The sequence below is a fragment of the Castellaniella sp. genome (genome assembly GCF_049671645.1).
Taxonomy (GTDB): domain Bacteria; phylum Pseudomonadota; class Gammaproteobacteria; order Burkholderiales; family Burkholderiaceae_B; genus Castellaniella.
In genome coordinates, this window is the sequence record NZ_JBATVG010000019.1 from 26370 (window position 1) to 48024 (window position 21655).

The 21655-nt window shown below is 66.6% G+C and carries 19 protein-coding genes and 1 pseudogene; 12 read left to right on the forward strand and 8 right to left on the reverse strand.

The features are described from left to right. Nucleotides 1-34: 34 nt before the first annotated feature. The 4 genes from WBG56_RS08670 (at nt 35) to hutH (ending at nt 6216) form a co-directional block, all read left to right on the forward strand. Nucleotides 35-1252: an aromatic amino acid transaminase gene (locus WBG56_RS08670; RefSeq protein ID WP_424267301.1), complete on the forward strand. Its 1218-nt coding sequence runs from the start codon at nt 35-37 to the stop codon at nt 1250-1252. Then, nucleotides 1249-2754 carry an FAD-binding oxidoreductase gene (locus WBG56_RS08675; RefSeq protein WP_424267303.1) on the forward strand — a complete coding sequence of 502 codons (1506 nt, stop codon included), beginning with the start codon at nt 1249-1251 and terminating at the stop codon, nt 2752-2754. Before WBG56_RS08670 ends, WBG56_RS08675 begins: the two co-directional genes overlap by 4 nt. A 206-nt stretch (nt 2755-2960) precedes the next feature. Further along, on the forward strand, nt 2961-4676 hold the full coding sequence (gene hutU, locus WBG56_RS08680; RefSeq protein WP_424267305.1) for a urocanate hydratase: 1716 nt from the start codon (nt 2961-2963) through the stop codon (nt 4674-4676). A gap of 1 nt (nt 4677) precedes the next feature. Then, a complete protein-coding gene (gene hutH, locus WBG56_RS08685) occupies nt 4678-6216 on the forward strand; it encodes a histidine ammonia-lyase (RefSeq protein ID WP_424267307.1) in 1539 nt (512 codons plus the stop codon). Between the two features lie 16 nt (nt 6217-6232). On the opposite strand, the gene WBG56_RS08690 is transcribed toward hutH, so the two are convergent. The 3 genes and pseudogenes from WBG56_RS08690 to hutI form a co-directional block, all read right to left on the reverse strand. After that, nucleotides 6233-6568, reverse strand: coding sequence for a helix-turn-helix domain-containing protein (locus WBG56_RS08690; protein ID WP_424267309.1), 336 nt, complete (start codon nt 6566-6568; stop codon nt 6233-6235). Further along, nucleotides 6565-6901, reverse strand: a pseudogene (locus WBG56_RS08695) (type II toxin-antitoxin system RelE/ParE family toxin). Before WBG56_RS08695 ends, WBG56_RS08690 begins: the two are co-directional and overlap by 4 nt. 130 nt (nt 6902-7031) lie before the next feature. Then, complete coding sequence (gene hutI / locus WBG56_RS08700; RefSeq protein WP_424267311.1) at nt 7032-8282, reverse strand: imidazolonepropionase; 1251 nt, start codon at nt 8280-8282, stop codon at nt 7032-7034. A 187-nt stretch (nt 8283-8469) separates the two neighbouring features. On the opposite strand from hutI, the gene WBG56_RS08705 reads away from it, so the two are divergent. Beyond that, complete coding sequence (locus WBG56_RS08705) at nt 8470-8829, forward strand: BrnT family toxin (RefSeq protein WP_424267313.1); 360 nt, start codon at nt 8470-8472, stop codon at nt 8827-8829. Next, a complete protein-coding gene (locus WBG56_RS08710; protein ID WP_424267315.1) occupies nt 8816-9094 on the forward strand; it encodes a BrnA antitoxin family protein in 279 nt (92 codons plus the stop codon). The genes WBG56_RS08705 and WBG56_RS08710 overlap by 14 nt, the downstream gene beginning before the upstream one ends. Nucleotides 9095-9108: 14 nt before the next feature. Here WBG56_RS08710 and WBG56_RS08715 read toward each other — a convergent pair whose 3' ends face one another. The 5 genes from WBG56_RS08715 to WBG56_RS08735 form a co-directional block, all read right to left on the reverse strand. Next, nucleotides 9109-12354, reverse strand: a complete 3246-nt coding sequence (locus WBG56_RS08715; RefSeq protein ID WP_424267317.1) for an error-prone DNA polymerase — start codon at nt 12352-12354, stop codon at nt 9109-9111. Between the two features lie 2 nt (nt 12355-12356). Further along, nucleotides 12357-13793: a Y-family DNA polymerase gene (locus tag WBG56_RS08720; RefSeq protein WP_424267319.1), complete on the reverse strand. Its 1437-nt coding sequence runs from the start codon at nt 13791-13793 to the stop codon at nt 12357-12359. Beyond that, complete coding sequence (locus tag WBG56_RS08725; RefSeq protein ID WP_424267844.1) at nt 13714-14547, reverse strand: translesion DNA synthesis-associated protein ImuA; 834 nt, start codon at nt 14545-14547, stop codon at nt 13714-13716. The genes WBG56_RS08720 and WBG56_RS08725 overlap by 80 nt, the downstream gene beginning before the upstream one ends. 97 nt (nt 14548-14644) lie before the next feature. Continuing rightward, the gene (locus WBG56_RS08730) at nt 14645-15562 is read right to left on the reverse strand and encodes an EamA family transporter (protein ID WP_424267321.1); all 918 of its coding nucleotides are present in this window, start codon (nt 15560-15562) and stop codon (nt 14645-14647) included. Continuing rightward, on the reverse strand, nt 15555-16514 hold the full coding sequence (locus WBG56_RS08735; protein ID WP_424267323.1) for a LysR family transcriptional regulator: 960 nt from the start codon (nt 16512-16514) through the stop codon (nt 15555-15557). The genes WBG56_RS08730 and WBG56_RS08735 overlap by 8 nt, the downstream gene beginning before the upstream one ends. Nucleotides 16515-16731: 217 nt before the next feature. Here WBG56_RS08735 and WBG56_RS08740 point away from each other — a divergent pair, with 217 nt between their 5' ends. The 6 genes from WBG56_RS08740 to WBG56_RS08765 are packed head-to-tail and all read left to right on the forward strand — an operon-like array spanning nt 16732 to nt 21620. Further along, nucleotides 16732-17949, forward strand: a complete 1218-nt coding sequence (locus WBG56_RS08740; protein ID WP_424267325.1) for a CaiB/BaiF CoA transferase family protein — start codon at nt 16732-16734, stop codon at nt 17947-17949. Beyond that, nucleotides 17946-19166 carry a CaiB/BaiF CoA transferase family protein gene (locus WBG56_RS08745; RefSeq protein ID WP_424267327.1) on the forward strand — a complete coding sequence of 407 codons (1221 nt, stop codon included), beginning with the start codon at nt 17946-17948 and terminating at the stop codon, nt 19164-19166. The genes WBG56_RS08740 and WBG56_RS08745 overlap by 4 nt, the downstream gene beginning before the upstream one ends. 37 nt (nt 19167-19203) lie before the next feature. Then, the gene (locus WBG56_RS08750) at nt 19204-20370 is read left to right on the forward strand and encodes an acyl-CoA dehydrogenase family protein (protein ID WP_424267329.1); all 1167 of its coding nucleotides are present in this window, start codon (nt 19204-19206) and stop codon (nt 20368-20370) included. A 38-nt stretch (nt 20371-20408) separates the two neighbouring features. Then, entirely contained in the window at nt 20409-20819 is a 411-nt protein-coding gene (locus tag WBG56_RS08755; RefSeq protein ID WP_424267331.1) for a hypothetical protein, read from the forward strand. A 5-nt stretch (nt 20820-20824) separates the two neighbouring features. Beyond that, nucleotides 20825-21265, forward strand: coding sequence for a MaoC family dehydratase (locus WBG56_RS08760; protein WP_424267333.1), 441 nt, complete (start codon nt 20825-20827; stop codon nt 21263-21265). 58 nt (nt 21266-21323) lie between these two features. Next, a complete protein-coding gene (locus WBG56_RS08765) occupies nt 21324-21620 on the forward strand; it encodes a hypothetical protein (protein WP_424267335.1) in 297 nt (98 codons plus the stop codon). Nucleotides 21621-21655: the final 35 nt, after the last annotated feature.

The following is a 21655-nucleotide window of genomic DNA, read 5'->3' on the forward strand; positions in this document are numbered from 1 at the left end:
GCGCGGCCCGCCGATCACACAGGACACCGATCCCATGTTTGCCCATATCCCCCCATTCGCCGGCGACCCGATCTTTGAATTGGGCAACGCCTGCCGCCGCGACCCCCGCGCCGACAAGGTCAACCTGACGGTCGGCCTGTACTACGACGAGGACGGCCGCATCCCAGTGCTGCAGTGTGTGCAGCAGGCCGAAGCCCGGCTCGCGCAGCAGGCGCGGCCGCGCACCTATCTGCCCATCGAGGGCCTGGAACCCTACCGCCTGGCCGTGCAGCGGCTGGTGTTCGGCGCCGACAGCCCCGCCTTGCGCGACCAGCGGGTCGCAACGATCCAGAGCGTGGGCGGCACGGGGGCGCTGAAGGTCGGCGCGGATTTCCTGCACGCCGCCTATCCCGACAGCGCGGTCTGGATCAGCGACCCGGCCTGGGACAATCATTTCGCCATTTTTTCCGGCGCGGGCATCGCCACGCACCGCTATCCCTACTACGATCCCGCCACCCACGGCGTGCGCTTCGACGCGATGATGGACACGCTGGCGGCGCTGCCGGCCCGCAGCATCGTGCTGCTGCACCCCTGCTGCCACAACCCCAGCGGGGCCGACCTGACGGCCGATCAGTGGCGCGATTTGATCGCGCTGATGCAGCGCCAGAACCTGATTCCCTTTCTAGATCTGGCCTACCAGGGCTTCGGCAGCGGACTGGACGAAGACGCGCTGGCAGTGCGCCTGCTGGCGGAATCGGGCATGGCGTACCTGACGGCCAATTCCTTTTCCAAGAATTTTTCCTTTTATGGCGAACGCTGCGGCGGGCTGTCGGTGGTGTGCGAACAGGCGGCTCACGTGCCGTCCGTGCTGGGCCAGTTGGTCGCCATCGTGCGGCGCATCTATTCCAACCCGCCCGTGCATGGCGCCCAGGTGATCGCGCAGGTGCTGGGCGACCCTGCGTTGAACCGCTTATGGCAGGACGAAGTCACCGCCATGCGCGCCCGCATCCAGTCCATGCGCAGCCAGGCGGTGGAGCAATTGGCGCGCAAGGCGCCCGATTACCCCGCCCGCTATCTGCTGGCGCACCAGGGCATGTTCAGCCTGACGGGCCTGCGGCCCGAACAGATCCTGATGCTGCGCGAGCGCCATGCCGTCTATCTGCTGGATTCCGGACGCATCTGCCTGCCGGGCTTGAACACCCGGAACGTGGGGCTGTTCACTGACGCGCTGGCCGACGTGCTGGCGCGGACCGCATCGGCGGCCCACGCATGAGCGATACCCCCATGGATCCCCGCCCCTGCGCCCGACCCGCCGCGGCCGAAGCGCCGGACACGCCCGCTACGCTGGAGGCGCTGATGCGCACCCTGTCGTGCCTGCGGCCGGGCGCCGACGACATCGCCCGCTATCTGCAGGACGACAGCGGTCTGCAAGCCGACGCCCCGCCCTACTGCATCCTGCGTCCACGCAGCACGGACGAGGTCGCCGCCATCGTGCGGGCCTGCCTGCGCGAGCGCCGCGCCCTGACGATCCAGGGCGGGCGCACCGGACTGGCGGGCGGCGCCGTGCCGGATGCGGGCGACGTCGTGCTGTCGCTGGAACTGATGGACCAGATCGAGCATCTGGATGCCGTCAGCGGCACGGTGACGGTGCAGGCCGGCGCCGTGCTGGAAAACCTGTGCGCCGCCGTGGAGGCCCGGGGCTGGTATTTCCCCATGGATTGCGGGGCGCGGGCGTCCTGCCAGATCGGCGGCAACGTCGCCACCAATGTGGGCGGCAATCGGGTGCTGCGCTACGGCACGATGCGCGAACTGGTGCTGGGGCTGGAAGTCGTGCTGGCCGACGGGACGGTGCTGACCATGATGAATCAGGGCCTGAAGAACAATACCGGCCTGGACCTGAAGCACCTGTTCATCGGCACGGAAGGCACGCTGGGCATCGTCACTCGGGCGGTGCTGCGCCTGTTCCCCAAACCCGAACGGCGCCACAGCGCCTTGGTGGGGCTGGCGGATTTCGATCAGTTGACGGCGCTGCTGAAAGCCGCGCGCGGGCAGCTGGCGACCCTCTCATCGTTTGAGGTGATGTGGCGCGAATATCTGCAGGCGGCGGCCACGGTCACGCAGCGAACCGAGCCCTTTGACGGGGCCTATCCGATCTGCGTGCTGCTGGAAGTGGAATCGTTCGCGGGCGACGCGGCGGCCGCGGACGATTCGCGTCCCGGCACCGCCCGGACACCGGACAGCGCCGAAGCGGCCGGGGATCGCGCCCAGGCCGACCTGCACCGCTTTCTGGAAACCTGCCTGGACCAGGGCCTGGCGCTGGACGCCATCCTGCCGCACAGCCAGGAACAGGCCGCCCAGTTGTGGCGGCTGCGCGACGCGATCGGCGAGATCCTGCACACGATGGCCCCCTACGTGGCCTTCGACATCGGCATCCCGCTGGCGCTGCTGCCGGACTTCATCGCCCGCGCGCAGCAGGCCCTGGCGGCCCGCTGGCCGACAGCGCGACGGCTGTTGTTCGGCCACCTGGGCGACGGCAATCTGCACCTGTCCACCGGCCCCTACGCGCCCGACGATCTGGCGGCGGTCGAATCCCTGGTCTACCAGGAAGTCGAACGGGTCGGCGGCAGCATTTCGGCCGAACACGGGATCGGGCGCATCAAGAAGCCTTTTCTGCACCACAGCCGCAGTGCGCCGGAACGCGAACTGATGGTCGAGATCCGGCGATTGCTGGACCCGCAGGAAGGGCTGAACCCTGGCCGGATCGTGGACGCCTGAGACCGGACGATCCGGCCAGGGCCCGCGGCCGCGCCCGGACGGAGCCCGGGCGCGCCTCGTCAGGGCTCCAGCGCCGACAGGCTCCGGCCTCACCGCGCGCCCCCCGCCTCATGTCCGTCCGGGCGATATGACGAGTCAATTTGTATAGACATTTTGTTGAAACAGATATACATTCAAGCTTGATATTTTCCGTACAGGAGCAGACCGTGTCCCATTCCCAAGCCGACGATCCGCGTTACGACGCCAGCCGTGAAATCCACGCCCCTACCGGGTCGCAATTGCATTGCCGCAACTGGACGATCGAGGCGGCCTACCGCATGATCCAGAACAACCTGGACCCGGCCGTGGCGGAAAACCCCAAGCATCTGGTGGTGTACGGCGGCATCGGCCGCGCGGCGCGCAACTGGGCCTGCTACGACGCCATCCTGGACAGCCTGCGCAAACTGGGTGAAGACGAGACCCTGCTGGTGCAGTCCGGCAAGCCGGTGGGGGTCTTCAAGACCCACGCGGATGCGCCGCGCGTGCTGCTGGCCAACTCCAACCTGGTGCCCAAATGGGCCACCTGGGAAAAGTTCAATGAACTGGATCAGGCGGGCCTCTTCATGTACGGCCAGATGACGGCCGGCAGCTGGATCTACATCGGCAGCCAAGGCATCGTGCAGGGCACCTACGAAACCTTCGTCGAAGCCGGCCGCCAGCATTTCGGCGGCTCGTTCGCCGGACGCTGGATCGTGACGGCGGGCCTGGGCGGCATGGGTGGCGCGCAGCCGCTGGCGGCGACCTTCGCCGGGGCCTGCTCGCTGACCATCGAATGCCAGCAGTCGCACATCGACTTCCGCCTGCGCACGCGCTACCTGGACAAGCAGGCCCGCGACCTGGACGAGGCCCTGTCCATGATCGCCGAGCACACGAGCCGCAAGGAAGCCGTGTCCATCGGCCTGCTGGGCAATGCGGCCGACGTCCTGCCGGAACTGGCCCGCCGCGCCCAGACGGGCGGCCCGCGCCCCGATCTGGTCACGGACCAGACCTCCGCCCACGACCTGATCCACGGCTACCTGCCCTCGGGCTGGACGGTGGAACAATGGCAGGCCGCCCAGCGCGACCCCGCCCAGCACACGCGCCTGCGGGCCGAGGCCGCGCACTCCTGCGCCCGCCACGTGCAGGCCATGCTGGACCTGCACGCCATGGGCATCCCCACCGTGGATTACGGCAACAACATCCGTCAGGTGGCCCACGACGAAGGCATCACCGACGCCTTCGACTTCCCGGGTTTCGTGCCGGCCTACATCCGGCCGCTGTTCTGCGAAGGCAAGGGGCCGTTCCGCTGGGTGGCGCTGTCGGGCGATCCCGAAGACATCTACGCGACGGACCGCAAGCTGAAAGAACTGTTCCCGGACAACCACCACATGATCCAGTGGCTGGACATGGCGCGCGACCGCATCGCCTTCCAGGGCCTGCCGGCGCGCATCTGCTGGCTGGGCCTGGGCGAACGCCATCGCGCCGGGCTGGCCTTCAATGAAATGGTGCGCACGGGCGAACTGAAAGCCCCCATCGTGATCGGCCGCGACCACCTGGATACCGGATCGGTGGCCAGCCCCAACCGCGAAACTGAAGCCATGCGCGACGGCACGGACGCCGTGTCCGACTGGCCGCTGCTGAACGCCCTGCTGAACACGGCGGGCGGCGCGAGCTGGGTGTCGCTGCACCACGGCGGCGGAGTCGGCATGGGCTACAGCCAGCATGCCGGCATGGTGATCGTGGCCGACGGCACGGACGCCGCCGCCCGCCGCCTGGAACGCGTGCTGATCAACGACTGCGGCAGCGGCGTGATGCGCCATGCCGATGCGGGCTACGATCTGGCCATCCAGACCGCGCAGGACTTCGGCCTGGACCTGCCGATGATCACCGCCAAGGGACAATGAGATGAACCCGACCTTGACCCTGAATCCCGGGGCGTTGAGCCTGGACGAATTGCGCCGGATCTGGCTGGGCGACGTGCAACTGGCGCTGCCCGAACAGGCGGTGCGCGACATGGACGCCTCGGCGGCCGTCGTGCAGGCCATCATCGACCGGGGCGACCCGGCCTATGGCATCAACACCGGCTTCGGCAAGCTGGCGCAAACGCGCATCCCCGACGACCAGCTGCAGGCCCTGCAGCGCAACCTGATCCTGTCGCATTCCGTGGGCGTGGGCGATCCTCTGGACGCACGCGTGGCGCGCCTGCTGATGGCGATGAAAGTCGCCAGCCTGGCGCGCGGCTACTCCGGCATCCGCTCCAGCGTGGTGCGCACGCTGATGCAGGTCTTCAATGCCGGTCTGATCCCCCACATCCCCGAAAAGGGCTCGGTGGGCGCCTCGGGCGATCTGGCGCCCTTGTCGCACATGACTCTGGCGCTGTTCGGCGAGGGCCGCATCCTGTGCGAAGGCCAGTGGCTGCCGGCCGGCGAGGCCTTGGCCCGGGCGGGTATCGCGCCCATCCACCTGGCCGCCAAAGAAGGCCTGGCCCTGATCAACGGCACACAGGTCTCCACCGCCCTGGCGCTGCACGGGCTGTTCCTGACGGAACACCTGTTCGACAGCGCGGTGCTGGCGGGGGCGCTCAGCGTGGACGCCGCCAAGGGCAGCGATGCGCCCTTCGACCCGCGCGTGCACGAAATCCGCGGCCAGCCGGGGCAGATCGAGGTCGCCCGCCGCTACCGCGCCCTGCTGGCGGGCAGCGCGATCCGGGCCTCGCATCTGGTGTCGGACAACAAGGTCCAGGACCCCTACAGCCTGCGCTGCCAGCCCCAGGTGATGGGCGCCATCCACGACCTGATGGAACAGGCCTCACGCACGCTGCTGACCGAAGCCAATGCGGTGACGGACAACCCGCTGGTCTTCCCGGGACGCGACGGACAGCCGGATCAGGTGATCTCGGGCGGCAATTTCCATGCCGAGCCCGTGGCCTTCGCTGCCGACATTCTGGCGCTGGCGATCGCGGAGATCGGCGGCCTGGCCGAACGCCGCGTGGCGCTGCTGATCGATGCCAGCATTTCCGGCCTGCCGCCGTTCCTGGTGCCGGAACCGGGGCTGAATTCCGGCTTCATGATCGCGCACGTGACGGCCGCCGCCCTGGCCTCGGAAAACAAGTCGCTGGCGCACCCCGGCAGCGTGGACAGCCTGCCCACGTCGGCGAACCAGGAAGACCATGTCAGCATGGCGACGTTCGCCGCCCGGAGGCTGGCCGACATGGCCCGCAACACGGCGCATATCGTCGGCATCGAACTGCTGTGCGCAGCCCAGGGCATCGATTTCCACGCCCCGCTGACGACGTCGGCCCCGCTGCAGGCGCTGCACCGGCAGATCAGGCGGGACGTGCCGTTCTACGACCGCGACCGCCTGCTGGCCCCCGACCTGGACATCGTTGGACGCCGGGTGCTGGAAGGCAGCTACCGGGTGGACTGGAAGGCGATGCGGCCCTGACGCACGGACATCCCGTCTACTGGCCAACCGCCAGACGGACGGGCTTGCCGATGCGGCTCAGCATCTCGACCAGCGTGTCTATGGTGAACTTGGCCGTCTTCTTGTTCACCACATCCGACACGCGCGGGCGGGACACCATCAGGATTTCTGCCGCTTCGGCCTGCTTCAGGTGATGCTGCTCGATCCATGCCGCCAATTCACCCATGAGCTGTTCCTTGAGCAGTTTGGTGTCATTGATCTGCTGCTGCGATGCCATGAGCAATCGCTGGGCTTCCTCTGGAGGGAATCCCAGTTCCAAAAACAGGTTTGCACCGGGTTTGGTCACATGCCGGATTTCAGTGTCGATTTTCATGGCTTTCCTTTCCTGGCGTTGACGATGGCCCGGTAGCGCGCTTCGGCTATACGCTTGTCCTGCGGGCTGGTCGCCTGCGTCTTTTTCTGGAAGCAATGCAGGACATACAAGGCTTCCTCGAACTTGGCGACGTACATCACCCGGAACGCACCGCCAGCTTCCCGGATGCGGATTTCACGAGTGCCTGCACCCACCTCACCCAAGGATTTCCAGTCATCCGGTTCCAAACCAGCCTGAACCTTGCCCAACTGGAAGCCCGCTTCGACGGGCTTCGATGGGAAAGCCCAGGAGGTCGTCATACGCGGATCCGACCCAGCGAACCTCTTTATCCATGACGCGCTGCCTGTATAAAATTTTATACCGAAACGGGCGCCAATGTCAGATCAGGGTCAAATTTCGGAAAGCATCGGCATATGTTGCCCTCGCTTATGGGATTGATGAACCTGCTATATCGAACGGGCAGCTACCGGGTGGACTGGAAGGCGATGCGGCCCTGACGCACGGACATCCGGCAGCGCGGCAGGCCCATCCAGTAGGCCAGTTCCGCCGGGCTGTCGATGTCCCAGACGGCGAAATCCGCGGGATGGCCGACGGCCAGGCGCCCGCTGACGCCCGCGCACCCCAGTGCATCGGCGGCATGGCGAGTGACGCCGTCCAGGGCCTCGGCCACTGTCATCCGGAACAGGGTGCAGGCCATATTCATCATCAGCAGCAGCGACGTGGCCGGCGAGGTGCCGGGATTGCAGTCGGTCGCCAACGCCATGGGCACGTCATGACGGCGCAGCAGATCGATGGGCGGCTGATGCGTGTCCCGCAGGAAGTAATAGGCGCCCGGCAACAGCACGGCCACCATGCCGGCCCGACGCATGGCGCGCGCGCCGGCATCGTCCAGCCACTCCAGGTGGTCGGCCGACAGCGCCCCGTAGCGGGCGGCCAGGGCCGCTCCCCCCATCAGGGATAGCTGCTCGGCATGCATCTTGACCGCCAGGCCGCGTTGCGTGGCGGCCTGCAGGACGCGTTCGGACTGCGCCAGGCTGAAGCCGATGTTCTCGCAGAACACATCCACCGCATCGACCAGACCCTCGTCGTGCAGGGCCGGCAGCATGACCTCGCACACCTGGTCGATGTAGTCGTCGGCGCGGCCCGCGTATTCCGGTGGCAGGGCATGCGCTCCCAGAAACGTGGTGCGCACCGTGACGGGACGGGCATCCCCCAGGCGCCGGGCGACACGCAGCATTTTGCGTTCGGAGTCCAGGTCCAGGCCGTAGCCGGACTTGATCTCGATGGCGGTCACGCCTTCGGCCCGCAAGGCGTCCAGCCGTATCAGCGCCTGCTGGAACAGCGTGTCTTCATCGGCCGCCCGCGTGGCGCGCACGCTGGACACGATGCCCCCGCCCCGGCGGGCGATGTCCTCGTAGCTGGCGCCCGCCAGGCGCAGCGCGAATTCATCGGCCCGCTGGCCGCCGTGGACCAGGTGGGTGTGGCAATCGATCAGGCCCGGGGTGACCAGGGCGCCGCCCAGGTCATGCTGCGGCGCAGCCTGGAAATCGGCGGGCGCCCGACCGGCGTCGCCCAGCCAGGCGATGCGCGAACCCTCGACCGCCAGATCGCACATCGCCACCGGCCCGGACCGCCAGCCGGGCGGCACCACGCGCAGGTTCCTCCACAAGACACGCTCGGCCGGCCGGGCGCCGGACTCCTGGATGTGCGGCATACGGGATCCTCTGGGATTTGCATTTGTATAGACAACACCAAGGATTATGCCTGCGAGGAGCGGGCATCACAAGGGAGCGAACTATCGCTGCGATGCGGGATTCCGGCACAGCGACCAGCACGGCGGCCACTCTGACAGAGATAACACAGGTCTCTGACAGACAAGACAGCTAGGTTCGGCGAAGCAGATGCGCAAACATGCGACGGGACAGCGTTTTACCCATCGGCGACAAGCGGACACCTTCAGGGCCTTGTCATTGATTATTTTTGTAGCTACATTTATGATAATCATCTTCGACCCTGTCAAGGACATCGGCAACAGGCGCAAACACGGCGTGTCGCTGACAGCAGTCCACGATTTCGAGTGGGACGAAGCATTGTCCACCCGGGATACACGTCAAGACTATGGCGAAGATCGGATGATCGCCATCGGCTACATCGGTTTGCGCCTGCACGTTGTGGTGTACGTGGATCGGCAAGATGTCCGCAGGATCATCAGCTTGCGCAAAGCCAACGCCCGGGAGGTCAGCCGCTATGCCGAAACTTAAACCAGGGCACATATCGCCCACCCTCGCTGAAGACGCCAGGATCAACGCAGGCATCCAGGCCGACCCGGACACGCACGAGCTGTCGACCCACGAATTCAAGCAGCTCCGGCGCGTCGGGCGACCGCGCAGCGATTCGCCCAAGGCGCAGGTGACGGTGCGCTACGACGCCGACATCATCGATGCATTCAAGGCCGGCGGCCCGGGATGGCAGACCCGGATGAACAGTGCTCTGCGCGAATGGCTGCGGGGGCGGCAGAAGGCATGATCGGCAATGCTGGCTCAGCAGAAATCCCGGGATGGGGTTTCCAGCCCGGACAGCGCCTGGGCCAGCAGCGCGCTGCGATCCGCCAGGCGTTTGGCGATCAGGTGATGGACCCGGCCGTCGGTCTGCCAGATGCCGTAGACAGCCAGCAAGGGCGCGTCCAGGGCTTCGCGGCGGTACTTTTTGAAGATGTCCGGCCACAGGATGACGTTGATGGGCCCGGTTTCGTCTTCCAGGGTCATGAAGACCACGCCTTTGGCGGTCTGCGGGCGCTGGCGCACGGTGACCAGGCCGCAGGCGCGGGCCAGCTGGCGGTCGCGCAGGTCCGCCAGCTGGGCGGCGGAGAGCAGGCGATCGGCCTGCAGGCGATCGCGCAGCAAGGCGACCGGGTGGCGGCCCAGGGTCAGGCCCAGGGCGCGGTAATCGGCAGCGATGGCCTGCCCTTCCGAGGGCGGCGGCAGCTCGGGATCGGCGTCATCCCGGGCGGTGCCGCGCAGCAGATCGCGGTCCGGCACGGCGGCCGCCGCCTGCCACAGGGCGGCGCGACGATTGCGGCCGGCCAGCGGACGCAAGGCGCCGGCCCGCGCCAGCGCCTGCAGGTCGTGGCGATCCAGTTGCGCCCGATGCGCCAGGTCGGCCACGTCGGCAAAGGCCTGCCGCGCCCGGGCCTGCGCGATGCGATCGCCGGCCTCCGGCCGCATGCCCGCGATGCGGGAAAAGCCCAGGCGGACGGCAGGGGCAGTCTGCTCGCTTTGCCGCGCCCCGCTCTGCGGGCCCGCGTCTTCCAGCGTGCTGTCCCACTGGCTGACGGTCACGTCCACCGGCAAAACCCGCACGCCGCGTCGTTGCGCATCCTGCACCAGTTGCGCCGGTGTGTAGAAGCCCATGGGCTGGCTGTTGAGCAAGGCCGCCAGAAACACGGCCGGCTCGTGGCAGCGCAGCCAGGCGCTGGCATAAGCCAGCAGCGCGAAGCTGGCGGCATGACTTTCGGGGAAACCGTATTCGCCAAAGCCCCGGATCTGGGCAAAGATGTCCTCGGCAAACTCCCGGTCGTAACCGCGCGCCAGCATGCCGCTGACCAACCGGTCGTGGTGGATCTCCATATTGCCGTGGCGTTTCCAGGCGGCCATGGCGCGGCGCAACGCGTCGGCTTCGCCCGCGGAATAGCCGGCGGCCAGCATGGCGACCTGCATGACCTGTTCCTGGAAGATCGGCACCCCCAAGGTGCGCGCCAGCGCCTGCTTCAACGCATCCGACGGAAACGTCACGGGCTCTTTCTTTTCCCGGCGGCGCAGGTAGGGATGCACCATCCCGCCTTGCATCGGGCCGGGTCGCACGATGGCGATCTGAACGACCAGGTCGTAGAAATTCCGCGGGCGCAGGCGCGGCAGCATGGCCATCTGGGCGCGGGATTCGACCTGGAACACGCCGATCGTGTCGCCCCGCGACAGCATGGCATAGGTCAACGGATCTTCGGGCGGGATGTCCTGCAGGGCGAATGGCCGTCCGTACCGATCGGACATCAGGCCCAGGGCGCGGCGCAGCATGGACAGCATGCCCAGGGCCAGGATATCGATCTTCAGGATGCCCAGGGCCTCGATATCGTCCTTGTCCCATTGAACGACGGTGCGTCCATCCATGGCGGCGTTCTCCACGGGGACCAGCCGGGTCAGCGGCCCCCGGCTGATGACGAAGCCGCCGGAATGCTGGGACAGGTGGCGCGGATACCCCTGCATGCTGTCGGCCAGCGCCGCCCATTGGCGGTTCCGGCGGGCCTCGGCGGACAGGCTGGCGGCGTCTTCTCCCATGTCCAGGCCGACATCGGCCAGGCGCTGCAGCAGGTCGACGCGGCCGTCGAAACGACGGTAATGGCGGGCCACGCGGTCGATCTCATCCGCCGGCGCCCCCAGCGCCTTGCCCACGTCGCGCAAGGCGCCGCGCGCGCGATACGTGGCGACCGCCGCCGTCAGGGCGGCGCGGTGCCGCCCGTACTTCCGGTAGAGATACTGCATGACCTCTTCGCGGCGCTGATGTTCGAAATCCACGTCGATGTCGGGCGGCTCGTTGCGTTCCTTGCTGATGAAGCGTTCGAACAGCAGGCTGGAGCGGGCCGGGTCGACCTCGGTGATGCCCAGGCAGTAGCAGACGGCCGAATTGGCGGCCGACCCCCGCCCCTGGCACAGGATGTCGCGGGATCGCGCATATTGGACGACGTCGTAGACCGTCAGGAAATAGGCTTCGTAGCGCAGGTCCGCGATCAACTGCAGCTCGTGCTCGATCTGGTTGCGCACGGGCGGCGGCAGGCCTTGGGGAAACCGGCGCCGGGCGCCCTTCAGGGTTTCCTGGCGCAGCCAGGTGGCGGGACTGACGCCGGCGGGCACGAGTTCCTCGGGGTACTCATAGCGCAACTGGTCCAGGGAAAAATGACAGCCGCGCGCCATGCGCACGGTTTCGGCCAGCGCCTCGGCCGGATACAGGCGGGCCAGGCGCAGCCGGCTGCGCAGGTGGCGTTCTGCATTGGGCTGCAAGGCATAGCCGCATTCATGCACGGTCTTGCCCAGGCGGATGGCGGTCATCACATCCTGCAGAGGCTTGCGGGAACGCGCATGCATCACCGGCCAGCCGGTGGCCGCCAGCGGCACGCCGTGGCCGGCCGCCACGCGTGTGACCCGCCCGCGATGGATGTCGTCCAGCGCCCGGGCGTGCAGGGTCAGCGCGACCCGCAGCCGCGCGCCGAACACGGCCTTGGCCCAGCGGATCTGTTCATCCAGAGCGGTCTCGTCGGCGGGATAATCGGGCGACAGGATGATCCAGCAGCCGGGCAGGCCGCGCAGATGGCGAGGCGACTCAGAGTCAGGATGGGGGCTCGGCCCGGCGCACTGCTGACATGCCAACTGCGGATCCGGCTGCGCCAGGTCCTGACACGTCAAGTGATAACTGCCCTTGGGGCTGCGCATGCGGGCCAGTGAGATCAGCTCGCACAGATTGCCGTAGCCGTCGCGATCCCGGGCCAGCGCGGTGAGCGTCAGCGCGCCCGGCCCCGTCAGACGGAACGTAGCGCCGACGATCAGCGGCAGGCGGGCCTGCCGGGCCGCCACATGCGCGCGCACGACGCCGGCCAGAGAACACTCGTCGGTGATCGCCAAGGCCGAATAGCCCAGCCGCGCGGCGCGACCGACCAGCTCCTCCGCCGTGGACGCGCCCTCCAGGAAGGAGAAATTGCTGGCGCATTGCAGCTCCGCATAGTCGGGCAGAATCGCCATGATCAGCCAAACAGCCCGTGCAGGAACCAGCCCGGGGCATCGTCGGCCTGCGTCCGGAAGATCCAGTAGCAGATGCCGGACTCGTCTTCGGCGACGAAATAGTCGCGCGTCACGGGGCCGCCGTCCTGCCAGCCGCAATCCAGCCGCTCGGCAGGCGAGGCCAGGCGCAGCGGCGTGCCGTAGCACGGGCGAGGCCCCTGCATGGACAGGGGAATGGGGGAGTCCAGCAACCAGACCGGACGCGGCAGCGCGGCCGCAAGGCGGTCCCGGACACAGGGAATGCCCGGCTGGGCGGCAAGGGACTGGCCCCGGGGGGCATCGGAGCCGCCCCGCGCCGACGCCGGACGGCGGCCCGATGAAACCTGATCCAAAGGCGTCCAGCAGGCGGCCCGCTCGGGCCGGTGATCGGCCACGGGCGCCGACACCAGCAGGTTCTCGGCCCCCAGGCGGGCGCCCAGCAATGCCAGCAACTGAGCATGGTCCTGCGGCGTGCCGCCGGGCTCCGGGAACAGATCCAGGCTGGGGGTCCGCGCGTCCTGGAACCGGGTGGCCTTCAGGCGCACGGAAATCACGGAGGCCGGCAGAATCAAGCGGGCCAGATGTTCCTGCGCCAGACGGGTCAGGATCACGGGATCGTGCGAAGGCGCGCCCAGGGTGATCGGCAAGGCGGTCGGCTCGTCCACGAGCAGGCGGCCGGCGGATGAGGCCTGTTTCCGGCGGCGCTCGTGCGCCAGCAGCACCGTGAACGCCGTGACATCCTGCTGCCGGCCCGCCAGCCAGCCGCACAACTGCAGGATCAGGCGCTGCGCCGCCCATTGCAGGGCGGGAGCGTGTTCGATGTGATCAGGCAGTTCGAACGCGACATCGAATTCCGGCGGCAATTCCAGCCGGCGATAAGGCATGGCGCCGACGGTTCCAGCACCGCGGTCAGAGGACACGCCAAGGTCCAGCTGATCCAGCCAATCCAGCAGCGCCGGCCCGCAGCGCTTCTTCAGTCCGACGCGCGGCAGCCGCCGCAGATCGGCCAGGGTCTCGCATCCCAGATCGCGGAACCAGTCCACAAAGGGCCGCGCAGGCGGCGCCACGGACAGGGGCGCCCGGGCCATGGCCCGCAGCCAGGATCGCTGCGTCAGGGCGCTGCCCCCCTGTCCGCTGCGCGCCAGCATCCAGGCCGCAGGCCCGGACGCCGCCGCCGACACGACGGCAAATGCGACGGCCCCGGCTCGCGTGACCGCCGGTGCAACATCGAACGCCGCCAGAACCTGGCGCACCTGCGCCCTCAACCGGCGAATCCCTCCGAACAGGCGCAGGCTGGCCGTGACATCCATCAGGATGATGGATTCCGGCGCCAGCGCCAGGTCAGGCGTGAAGCGCAGGAGCGCGCAGGCGATGGGCTGCAACAGGGTCGAGGGCGGGGATACGCCGATCCAGACGGACATGATGATCGAGCAAAACAGGAGAGGGAGCCAAGGACACGAACAGGGGGTCATCGCGCCGGGGCCCCCGGCGTTTGATGAAAGCCACCTGCACGCCGCCGCATGCGGGCGTCAGGGCCAGGCGCAAGGGCGCGGGCGAAGGTTGATCCGCATCGCAGGACGGCCGGAACATGAAGAACAGGGCGGACCCGGCCTGGGCGGCCAGATTCAGGCGCCGCAGCGCCCCCGGGCGAATGGCGGCCCCGGCATCCGACCGGGCATTCCCCCGCCGGGCGCCGGCCCCTGCGTCCAGAGAACACCGCCGCCCCTTGGCGGCCGATGGCAAACCAACGTCCGACCAGAGCAGCACCAGCCGGCAGGTACCCGCCTGCAGCGCCTGCTCCGCAGCCCAGCAAGCATCAGCCTGGCATACCGCGCGCAGCACAACGATCCCGCCCGGATCCACCCCCCACCAGTTCAAGGCCAAGGGCTGCAGCACATGCGGCGGCCGGATCAGCAACACGGAGCGACGGGCAGCCCTTGCCTGACCGGAGGGCGTCAACTGCCGCAGCACCGGCAACAGGAGCCGCAATTCACCCAGACCCGGCTGAGGCAGCAGCAGTTCGGTCAGGCTGCCGACGGGCCAGCCCCCGCCCGGCAATTCCGCCGACAGCGCCGCATGCCCGGTATCGACGCACGCCGCCCCGCCCCGCGCCAACTGCGCGGCGCGCCATAGGGACGGGTGGATCGTTTCGGGACGAATGGGGCAGGCTGGCATGGCGGGCAAGATGATCTTGAACACTGTTTAAATATACAGTAAAACCATCTGCGCGGCTCGGATCGCGCAACCCGGCCGCTGCACGGCCGGCGCGCCCCTAATTTCTCGAATACGCCAGCAGCACGATACAGCCCAGCACGATGGCGCCGCCCAGCAGTTGCAGCTCGTTGAAGGTCTGATTCAGCACCAACCAGCCGAAAAGCAAGCTGGCGACGGGCTCGCTGTTCATCACGGGCGCATTGCGCGGCATGTCCAGGCGCGGGATCGTGATGAACAGAATCGAGAAGGTCGTAGCGTAGAGCACGGAGAGCACCCCCAAGCCCAGCCACCCGGTCGAGGTCAACGGCATGTTCAACCCCCCGGGCACAAAGTCCGCCACGCCGACCGCCAGCATGCTGCCGAAGACGATGGCGATCGTGTACAGGCTGCGCACGGGGCCGATGAGATGCGACAAACGGTGATCGCTGATCCACAGTCCCACCGTGAAGAAGCTGGCCGAGCAGAAAGCGAACAGCACGCCGATGGTCCATTCGGAACCCATACGTCCATGCGCCGATAAGACACCGGGCAGATCGAGGACAAAAACCAGGCCCAGCAAAATACAGGCCATCAAGATCCCGGCGCGGCGCGTGGGCCGGGCGCCGCCCAATGCCCAGGTGAGCAAGGCGAGCAGGATGGGAAACAGGCTGCCCAGCAAGAGCGCCAAGGCAACCGGAATGCGCGCCACGGCGGAATACAGGCACAGGCTTTGCAGGGCGACCATCAGGCCCAGCAAGAGCTGCCAGGGGCCGCAGTTTCCGGGCAGCCGCAGGGAATGCCCTTGCCACAGCACAACCGCCAGCAGCGCGAGGCCACTGAACGCGGCGCGGCAGATGACGGCCAGCATGACGCCCGCGCCGTCATCGAAAGCGATCCGCGCCGCGACGTGGTTCAAGGCCGACAAGGTGCCGATCAGCAATAACAAGCCGATGGCCACATGCTGCGGGAACAAGCGCGTTGCGCCGGAATCAGCCATGGCCGGAAACGGAGTCGTCCGCACGCGCCGCATCATGACCTGGAGCCGAAGCGCCGGGCCGGTCAGACAGCATCAAATCGATGTCCTCGTAAATGTAATCGAGCAACTTGCGAGTGATTCTCTGCATGGGTTGCGTGCTGGACACGACGGCGTTGATTTTGACCCGGATACGCGGCCGGAAGGGAATGATGCAGACGTCGCGGTAACGCGGCGAGGACGCGGTCAGGGCGTCCATGATGGAGACGCCGAGACCTTCCTGCACGAACAGGCCCGCCAAGTTCATGAAGCGCACGTTCATGATGGGGGAATAAGCGACCTTGCTGCGCCTGAAGGCTTCTTGAACCGCGCTGTGCAAGCGGCTGCGCGTGCTGGCATTGATCAGCGGCACGTCTTTCAGGTGATTGGGCGTGACATACGCCAACTGGCTCAGCGGATTGTCCGCGGGACACAGGCAGACCATGTCGAGGTCGGAGAGCGGGATGTACTTCAGCGTGGGACGCTCGTAGGGCTCGATGGCGAATCCGATATCGGCGGCGCCGGTCTCGACATATTCGAGCACGTCATCCAGCCGCAGCGTTTCCACCGACACGTGAACGTCCGGGTGCTGTTTGACGAAGCGCGTCAAGACCTGCGGCAACAAGCTGTCCGACGGCTCGGCGGTCGCGACGATGTTGATATGGCCCATGGCGCCGTCGCGCAGGTGGCGGGCGGTCTGCTCGACCATTTCCTGGATCGTGAACATGGGCTCGGCCTGGCGCAGCAGCAGCGTGGCTTCCTGGGTGGGCACCAGTCGGTTGTGCACGCGGTTGAACAAGGCAAAACCCAGGGAAAGCTCCATCGCCTTGATCGCGTTGGAGATCGCCGGCTGCGACATGTGCAAGGTGCTGGCCGCCCCCACCGTGGTCCCTGCATGGATCACCGCCCGCAGGATTTCGAGTTGTCGCAAATTCATGTTTTTAAACCGCCGCCGAGGACGAAGTGCCTCAGTCTAGCACCGATGCCGGAAATTTCATGTATTCATATTACCTATACAACACCGCTAAAACATAATTGGAAATGATATTGTATTAGTGCTTTGATGCCCCTACGATGATCTCTGTCCCAATGATTGGCGACCCGGTCGGCCGCAGCAGCGCGACACGGTGAAAAGACAAGGATGGAGGCATTTCATGAAGCTCCTTGATGGCGTCAAGGTCCTCAGTTTCAATCACTTTCTGGCCGGTCCGCTGGGGGCGCAGATCCTCGCGGACCTGGGCGCCGACGTGATTGCGGTCGAACCGCTGACCGGCGCGTTCCAGCGCCACTGGGCGGTGGCCAATCACTTCGTCGGCCGGACCAGCGTGAACCATCTGACCTGCGGCCGCAATAAGCGCAGCGTGGCGGTCGACCTGAAAAATCCCGAGGGTCTGGAAATCGTGAAGAAGCTGGTCCTGGACGCGGACGTCGTGATGGAAAACTTCCGCCCGGGGACGATGGACAAGCTCGGGCTGGGGTACGAGGATCTGCGCGCGCTCAACCCCGGATTGATTTACGCCGTCTGCACGGGCTACGGTTTTCGCGGGCCGTACAAGGACCGTCCGGGGCAGGACATGCTGCTGCAGGCCATGTCCGGCTTGATGATGCGCACCGGCCACGCCGACGGCCCGCCGATTCCGACCGGCTCCCCGATCATCGACCACCATGCCGCGGCGCTGTATGCCAACGGCATTCTGGCGGCCCTGTACGCCAAGGCCAGAACCGGCAAGGGCCGCATGGTGGAGGTCAGCCTGCTGCAGGCCGCGATCGACCTGCAGATCGAGCCGCTGACGGCATGGCTCAACGGCGCCGAATCGCCGCAACCGCGCGCCGAGGAAGGCATCGCGTCATGGTGCAGCGCCGGCCCTTACGGGCCCCTCGCGACCGCCGACGGTCACCTGGTCATTTCGATGTCGACGCCCGACGCGCTGGGCAAGGCGTTGGGCATCGATGCCCTGGTCGGGCGGCCCGACAGCGACAGCTTCGCCCGCCGCGAGGAAGTCACGCGCGCCGTCGCAGCGCGCTTGCGCGAAAAGCCGACGGACGACTGGCTGCCCATACTGACCGCGCACCGCATCTGGCACGCTCCCGTGGTCGATTACGACACCGTCAAAACCGACCCTCAGCTCGCCCACCTGGGCGCATTCGAAACCATGGCCGGCATCGAGGGCGAAGACATCACGCTGGTCATGCACCCTGCGCTTTTCGACGGCGCCGCGCCGCCCGTGCGCATCCTGCCCCAGGCTCTGGGCGCCCAGACACGCGAGGTGCTGCGGCAACTGGGTTACGACGAAACCCGCATCCAGGATCTGCTGCTTCGCGACGTGGTCAGAGACACCCGGGAAGCAGCGAACGGAGGCGCACAGTCATGACGGGCCCCCTTTCTTCCAAAACACGCGTGCTGAGTTTCTGCCACTATCTGCAGGGCCCCGCGTGCACGCAATATCTCGCCGACATGGGCGCCGACGTCATCAAGATCGAGCCCTTATCGGGCGCCTTCGAGCGCCACTGGTCGGGCGGCAATTCCTGGGTCACCGACGTCAGCGCGTTTTCGCTGGCGATGAACCGCAACAAGCGCAGCCTGGCAGTCAACCTGAAAACCCCTGAAGGTCTCGCGCTGGTACGCAAGCTTGCGGCCCAGGCGGACATCCTGGTCGAAAACTACCGACCCGGCGTCATGGCCAGGCTGGGGTTGGGCTACGAAGACGTGCGCGCATTGAACCCCGGCATCATTTACGCCTCGGCGTCGGCGTTTGGCGCGACCGGGCCGGCGGCCTCGCGGCCGGGACAAGACCTGCTCATGCAGGCGCGCTCGGGACTGATCGCGGCCACCGGCGGCGCGCGGCACACCGTGGTGGGCGCCGCCGTCATCGATCAACACGGCGCCGCTTTATTGGCCCTGGGCGTGCTGGGCGCGTATATCAGGCGCTTGCAGGGCGGGCCCGGCACCCGCGTCGAATCCAGCCTGTTCGGGGCCGGGATCGATTTGCAGATCGAAGCCCTGACCAAGTTCTATTCCGCTCCGGGCGGGCGCGACCTGTTGCCGCGCAACGAACACGTCGGCAGCTGGTATCACGACGCCCCCTACGGCTTGTACGGCTTGCAGGATGCGGAAATCGTGCTGTCCATGAACGACCCTGCGCGGCTGGCCGAGGCCTTGGACAGCGATGCCCTGCGGGACCTGGTCGCCATCGACCGCTATCAGGAGCGGGACCGCTACGCGGAGGTCACGGCCCAGGTCCTGGCCGGCCACCGCTTCGATACGCTCAGCACGCGACTGGACGAGCACCAGATCTGGTACGAACGTGTCCAGGACTATCAAGACCTGCGCGCCGATGCGCAGGCGCAGCACCTGGGCCTGTTCCAGTCGATCGACGTCAACGGCCGGACTGCCACGCTGATCGGCCATCCGCTGACCTACGACGGCGCGCGCCCCGCGCTACGCGCCATGCCGCTGTATCCGGGCGCCCACAGCCGCGAGATCCTGCAGGAAATGGGCGTGCCGCCCGCGCAGCAAGACCTGTTGATCAGAGACGGCGTGATCGGCGAGCCGTCGGCCTCGCGACGCCCGCCCGCCGCTGCCGATTGAATCTACCTACTTCATTGTTGAAAGGGCAAACCCGCACATGATTGATTTTTCCATCCCCGGCGAAAGCCAGTTGCTGATCGACACGGTCAGGCGCTTTATCAAGGAAGAAGTCCACCCCCTGGAGCAGCCGACCGAGGAAAGCGGGGTGATCCCGCCCGAGGCGCTCGCGCGCGTCAAACAAAAAGCCCAGTCGCTGGGCCTGTTCGCCATGAATATGCCCGAATCCGTCGGCGGTGGCGGACTGAGCTGCGTCGATCAGTGTCTGGTCGAGCAAGAGTTCGGCCAGACGTCGGACGCGTTGATTCGCCGGGTGTTCGGCCAAGTCTATCCGATGCTGATGGCGTGCGCGGGCGAGCAAATCGAAAAATACCTGAAACCGACGGTCCAAGGCGATCGGATCTGCGCCATGGCCATCACCGAGCCGGGCGCCGGCTCGGATGCCGCATCGATCTCGACGACCGCGCGGCTCGAATCGGGCGAATGGGTGCTGAACGGCACCAAGCACTTCATCAGCGACGGCGACATTGCCGACTACGTGATCGTCATGGCGCTGACGGACGCTGAAAAGCGCGGCCGGGGCGGCATCACGCTGTTTCTGGTGGACAAGGGCACGCCGGGTTTCCGGGTCAGCCGAGTGCAGCCCATGATGGGCCACCGGGGCTACGGCCACGCCGAACTGGTTTTTGAAGACTGCCGCATCCCGGAACACGCCGTGCTGGGCGAAATCGGCCAGGGCTTTCCCCTCATCATGGGCAGCGTGTCGCAGATCCGCCTGGCGCATATCGGCGCGCGCGCCGTTGGCATGGCGAGCAAAGCGCTGGAACTGATGCGCGGATACGCGGCGGACCGCAAGCAGTTCGGCCGGCCCATCGGCGAGTTCCAGATGGTGCAGAAGCTCATCGCCGACAGCGCGACGGAGATCTTCGGCGTCAAGATGATGGTGCTCAATGCCGCCTGGGAAGTCGACCAGGGTTTCGATCCGCGCGCCAAGGTATCCATGGTCAAGGTCGCCGCCTCGGAAATGCAGGGCCGCGTCGTGGACCGGGCGATCCAGGTGTTCGGCGGCATGGGCTTTACCAAAGAAATGCCGCTCGAGCGCATGTACCGCGATGCCCGGGTCACGCGCATTTATGACGGCACCTCGGAAATCCACCGGATGCTGATCGCCCGCGACATCATCAAACGCGGCCTGCCCGCGTTCTGATCCTCCGGACCACGTACCTTGAACACAGGAAAAAGACCATGACAAATCACGAAACGTCGCCCACGGCGGGCGAGTTCAAATTCTCCAAGACCCTGACGGTGGCCGAGCAGGCCCTGTTTACGGGGATCAGCGGCAATATGGGCGCGCAATACGTGGACGCCACCCGCGGGCAGAAAAACGGCGTCGGCGGGTTGACGGTGTTCGAACTCGCGCTCGCGTCGCTCGCGACCACAGGCCTGTCCAAGCTGGGCGGTCCCGGGCGGCGCATCGCGGCCATGAACGTCGAATTCGCACGGGCCGTGGCCGTGGGCACCACCGTCCACGCGCAAGCGCGCGTCGAACAGGCGCAGGGCGATGCGCTGCTCTGCCGCGTCCACTGCACGGACGCGCAAACCGGCGACACGCTGGTCGAGGGCACGGCGCAGCTCGTCCCCATGGCGCAAGGATGACGGCCATGTACGACGATAAGCCTTTTGAGGCGTTGAACGTGGGCGACCGCGTGCGCCTGTCGAAAACCGTCACCGAAGCGGATGCCGCGCTCTACATTGCCAGCACCGGGGATTTCGGCCCGGTGCACGTGAACGACGCGTATGCATCGACCACTCGATTCGGCCAGCGCCTCGCGCCGGGCATCATGGTCGCCGGACTGTGCACGAGCGTCCTGACCAGCGAGCTGGTGGGCGTCGCCGGGGTATCCATAGAAGACCAGTTCTGGTTCACCGGCCCCGTTTTCTATGGCGACACGATCCAGTTCGAAGTCTGGATCGACGCGCTGGAGCCCGAAAAGCGAACAGTGCACTGGAAAGCCAGCGCACGCAACGAAGACGGACTCGAAGTCCTCAAAGCGCGGGCGACCCTGAAATTTCCGCGCCCTAAAAAGAAGGAAACCCCATAAGCAGCGCCGCCGGCATCGGCGGCCCGAACAAATCGATACAAGGGAGTCAAGTGTTTTTATGACAATGAACGACGAAGAATTCACGCACATCGTGATGGTGGATATAGAACCCGAGCACGAGCCCGCATTCAACAAATGGTATGTGCAACAGCATTTCCCGGATCTGTTGTCCTGCCCCGGCTGGCTATCGGCCAGCCGCTACGTCAACCTGGGCGACGGTCCGAAATATGTCGCCATGTATTCGGTGGCCGGCCAATGGGCGTTCGAAACCGAGGATTTCATCAAGGTAAAAGGATTCGGCCCCTTCGAAGGCCACGTGCACAATTTCAAACGGATCCAACTGAGGGCCATTTGAGCGAAGACCCACGTGCTCCCCCCTTCCTGCCTGAG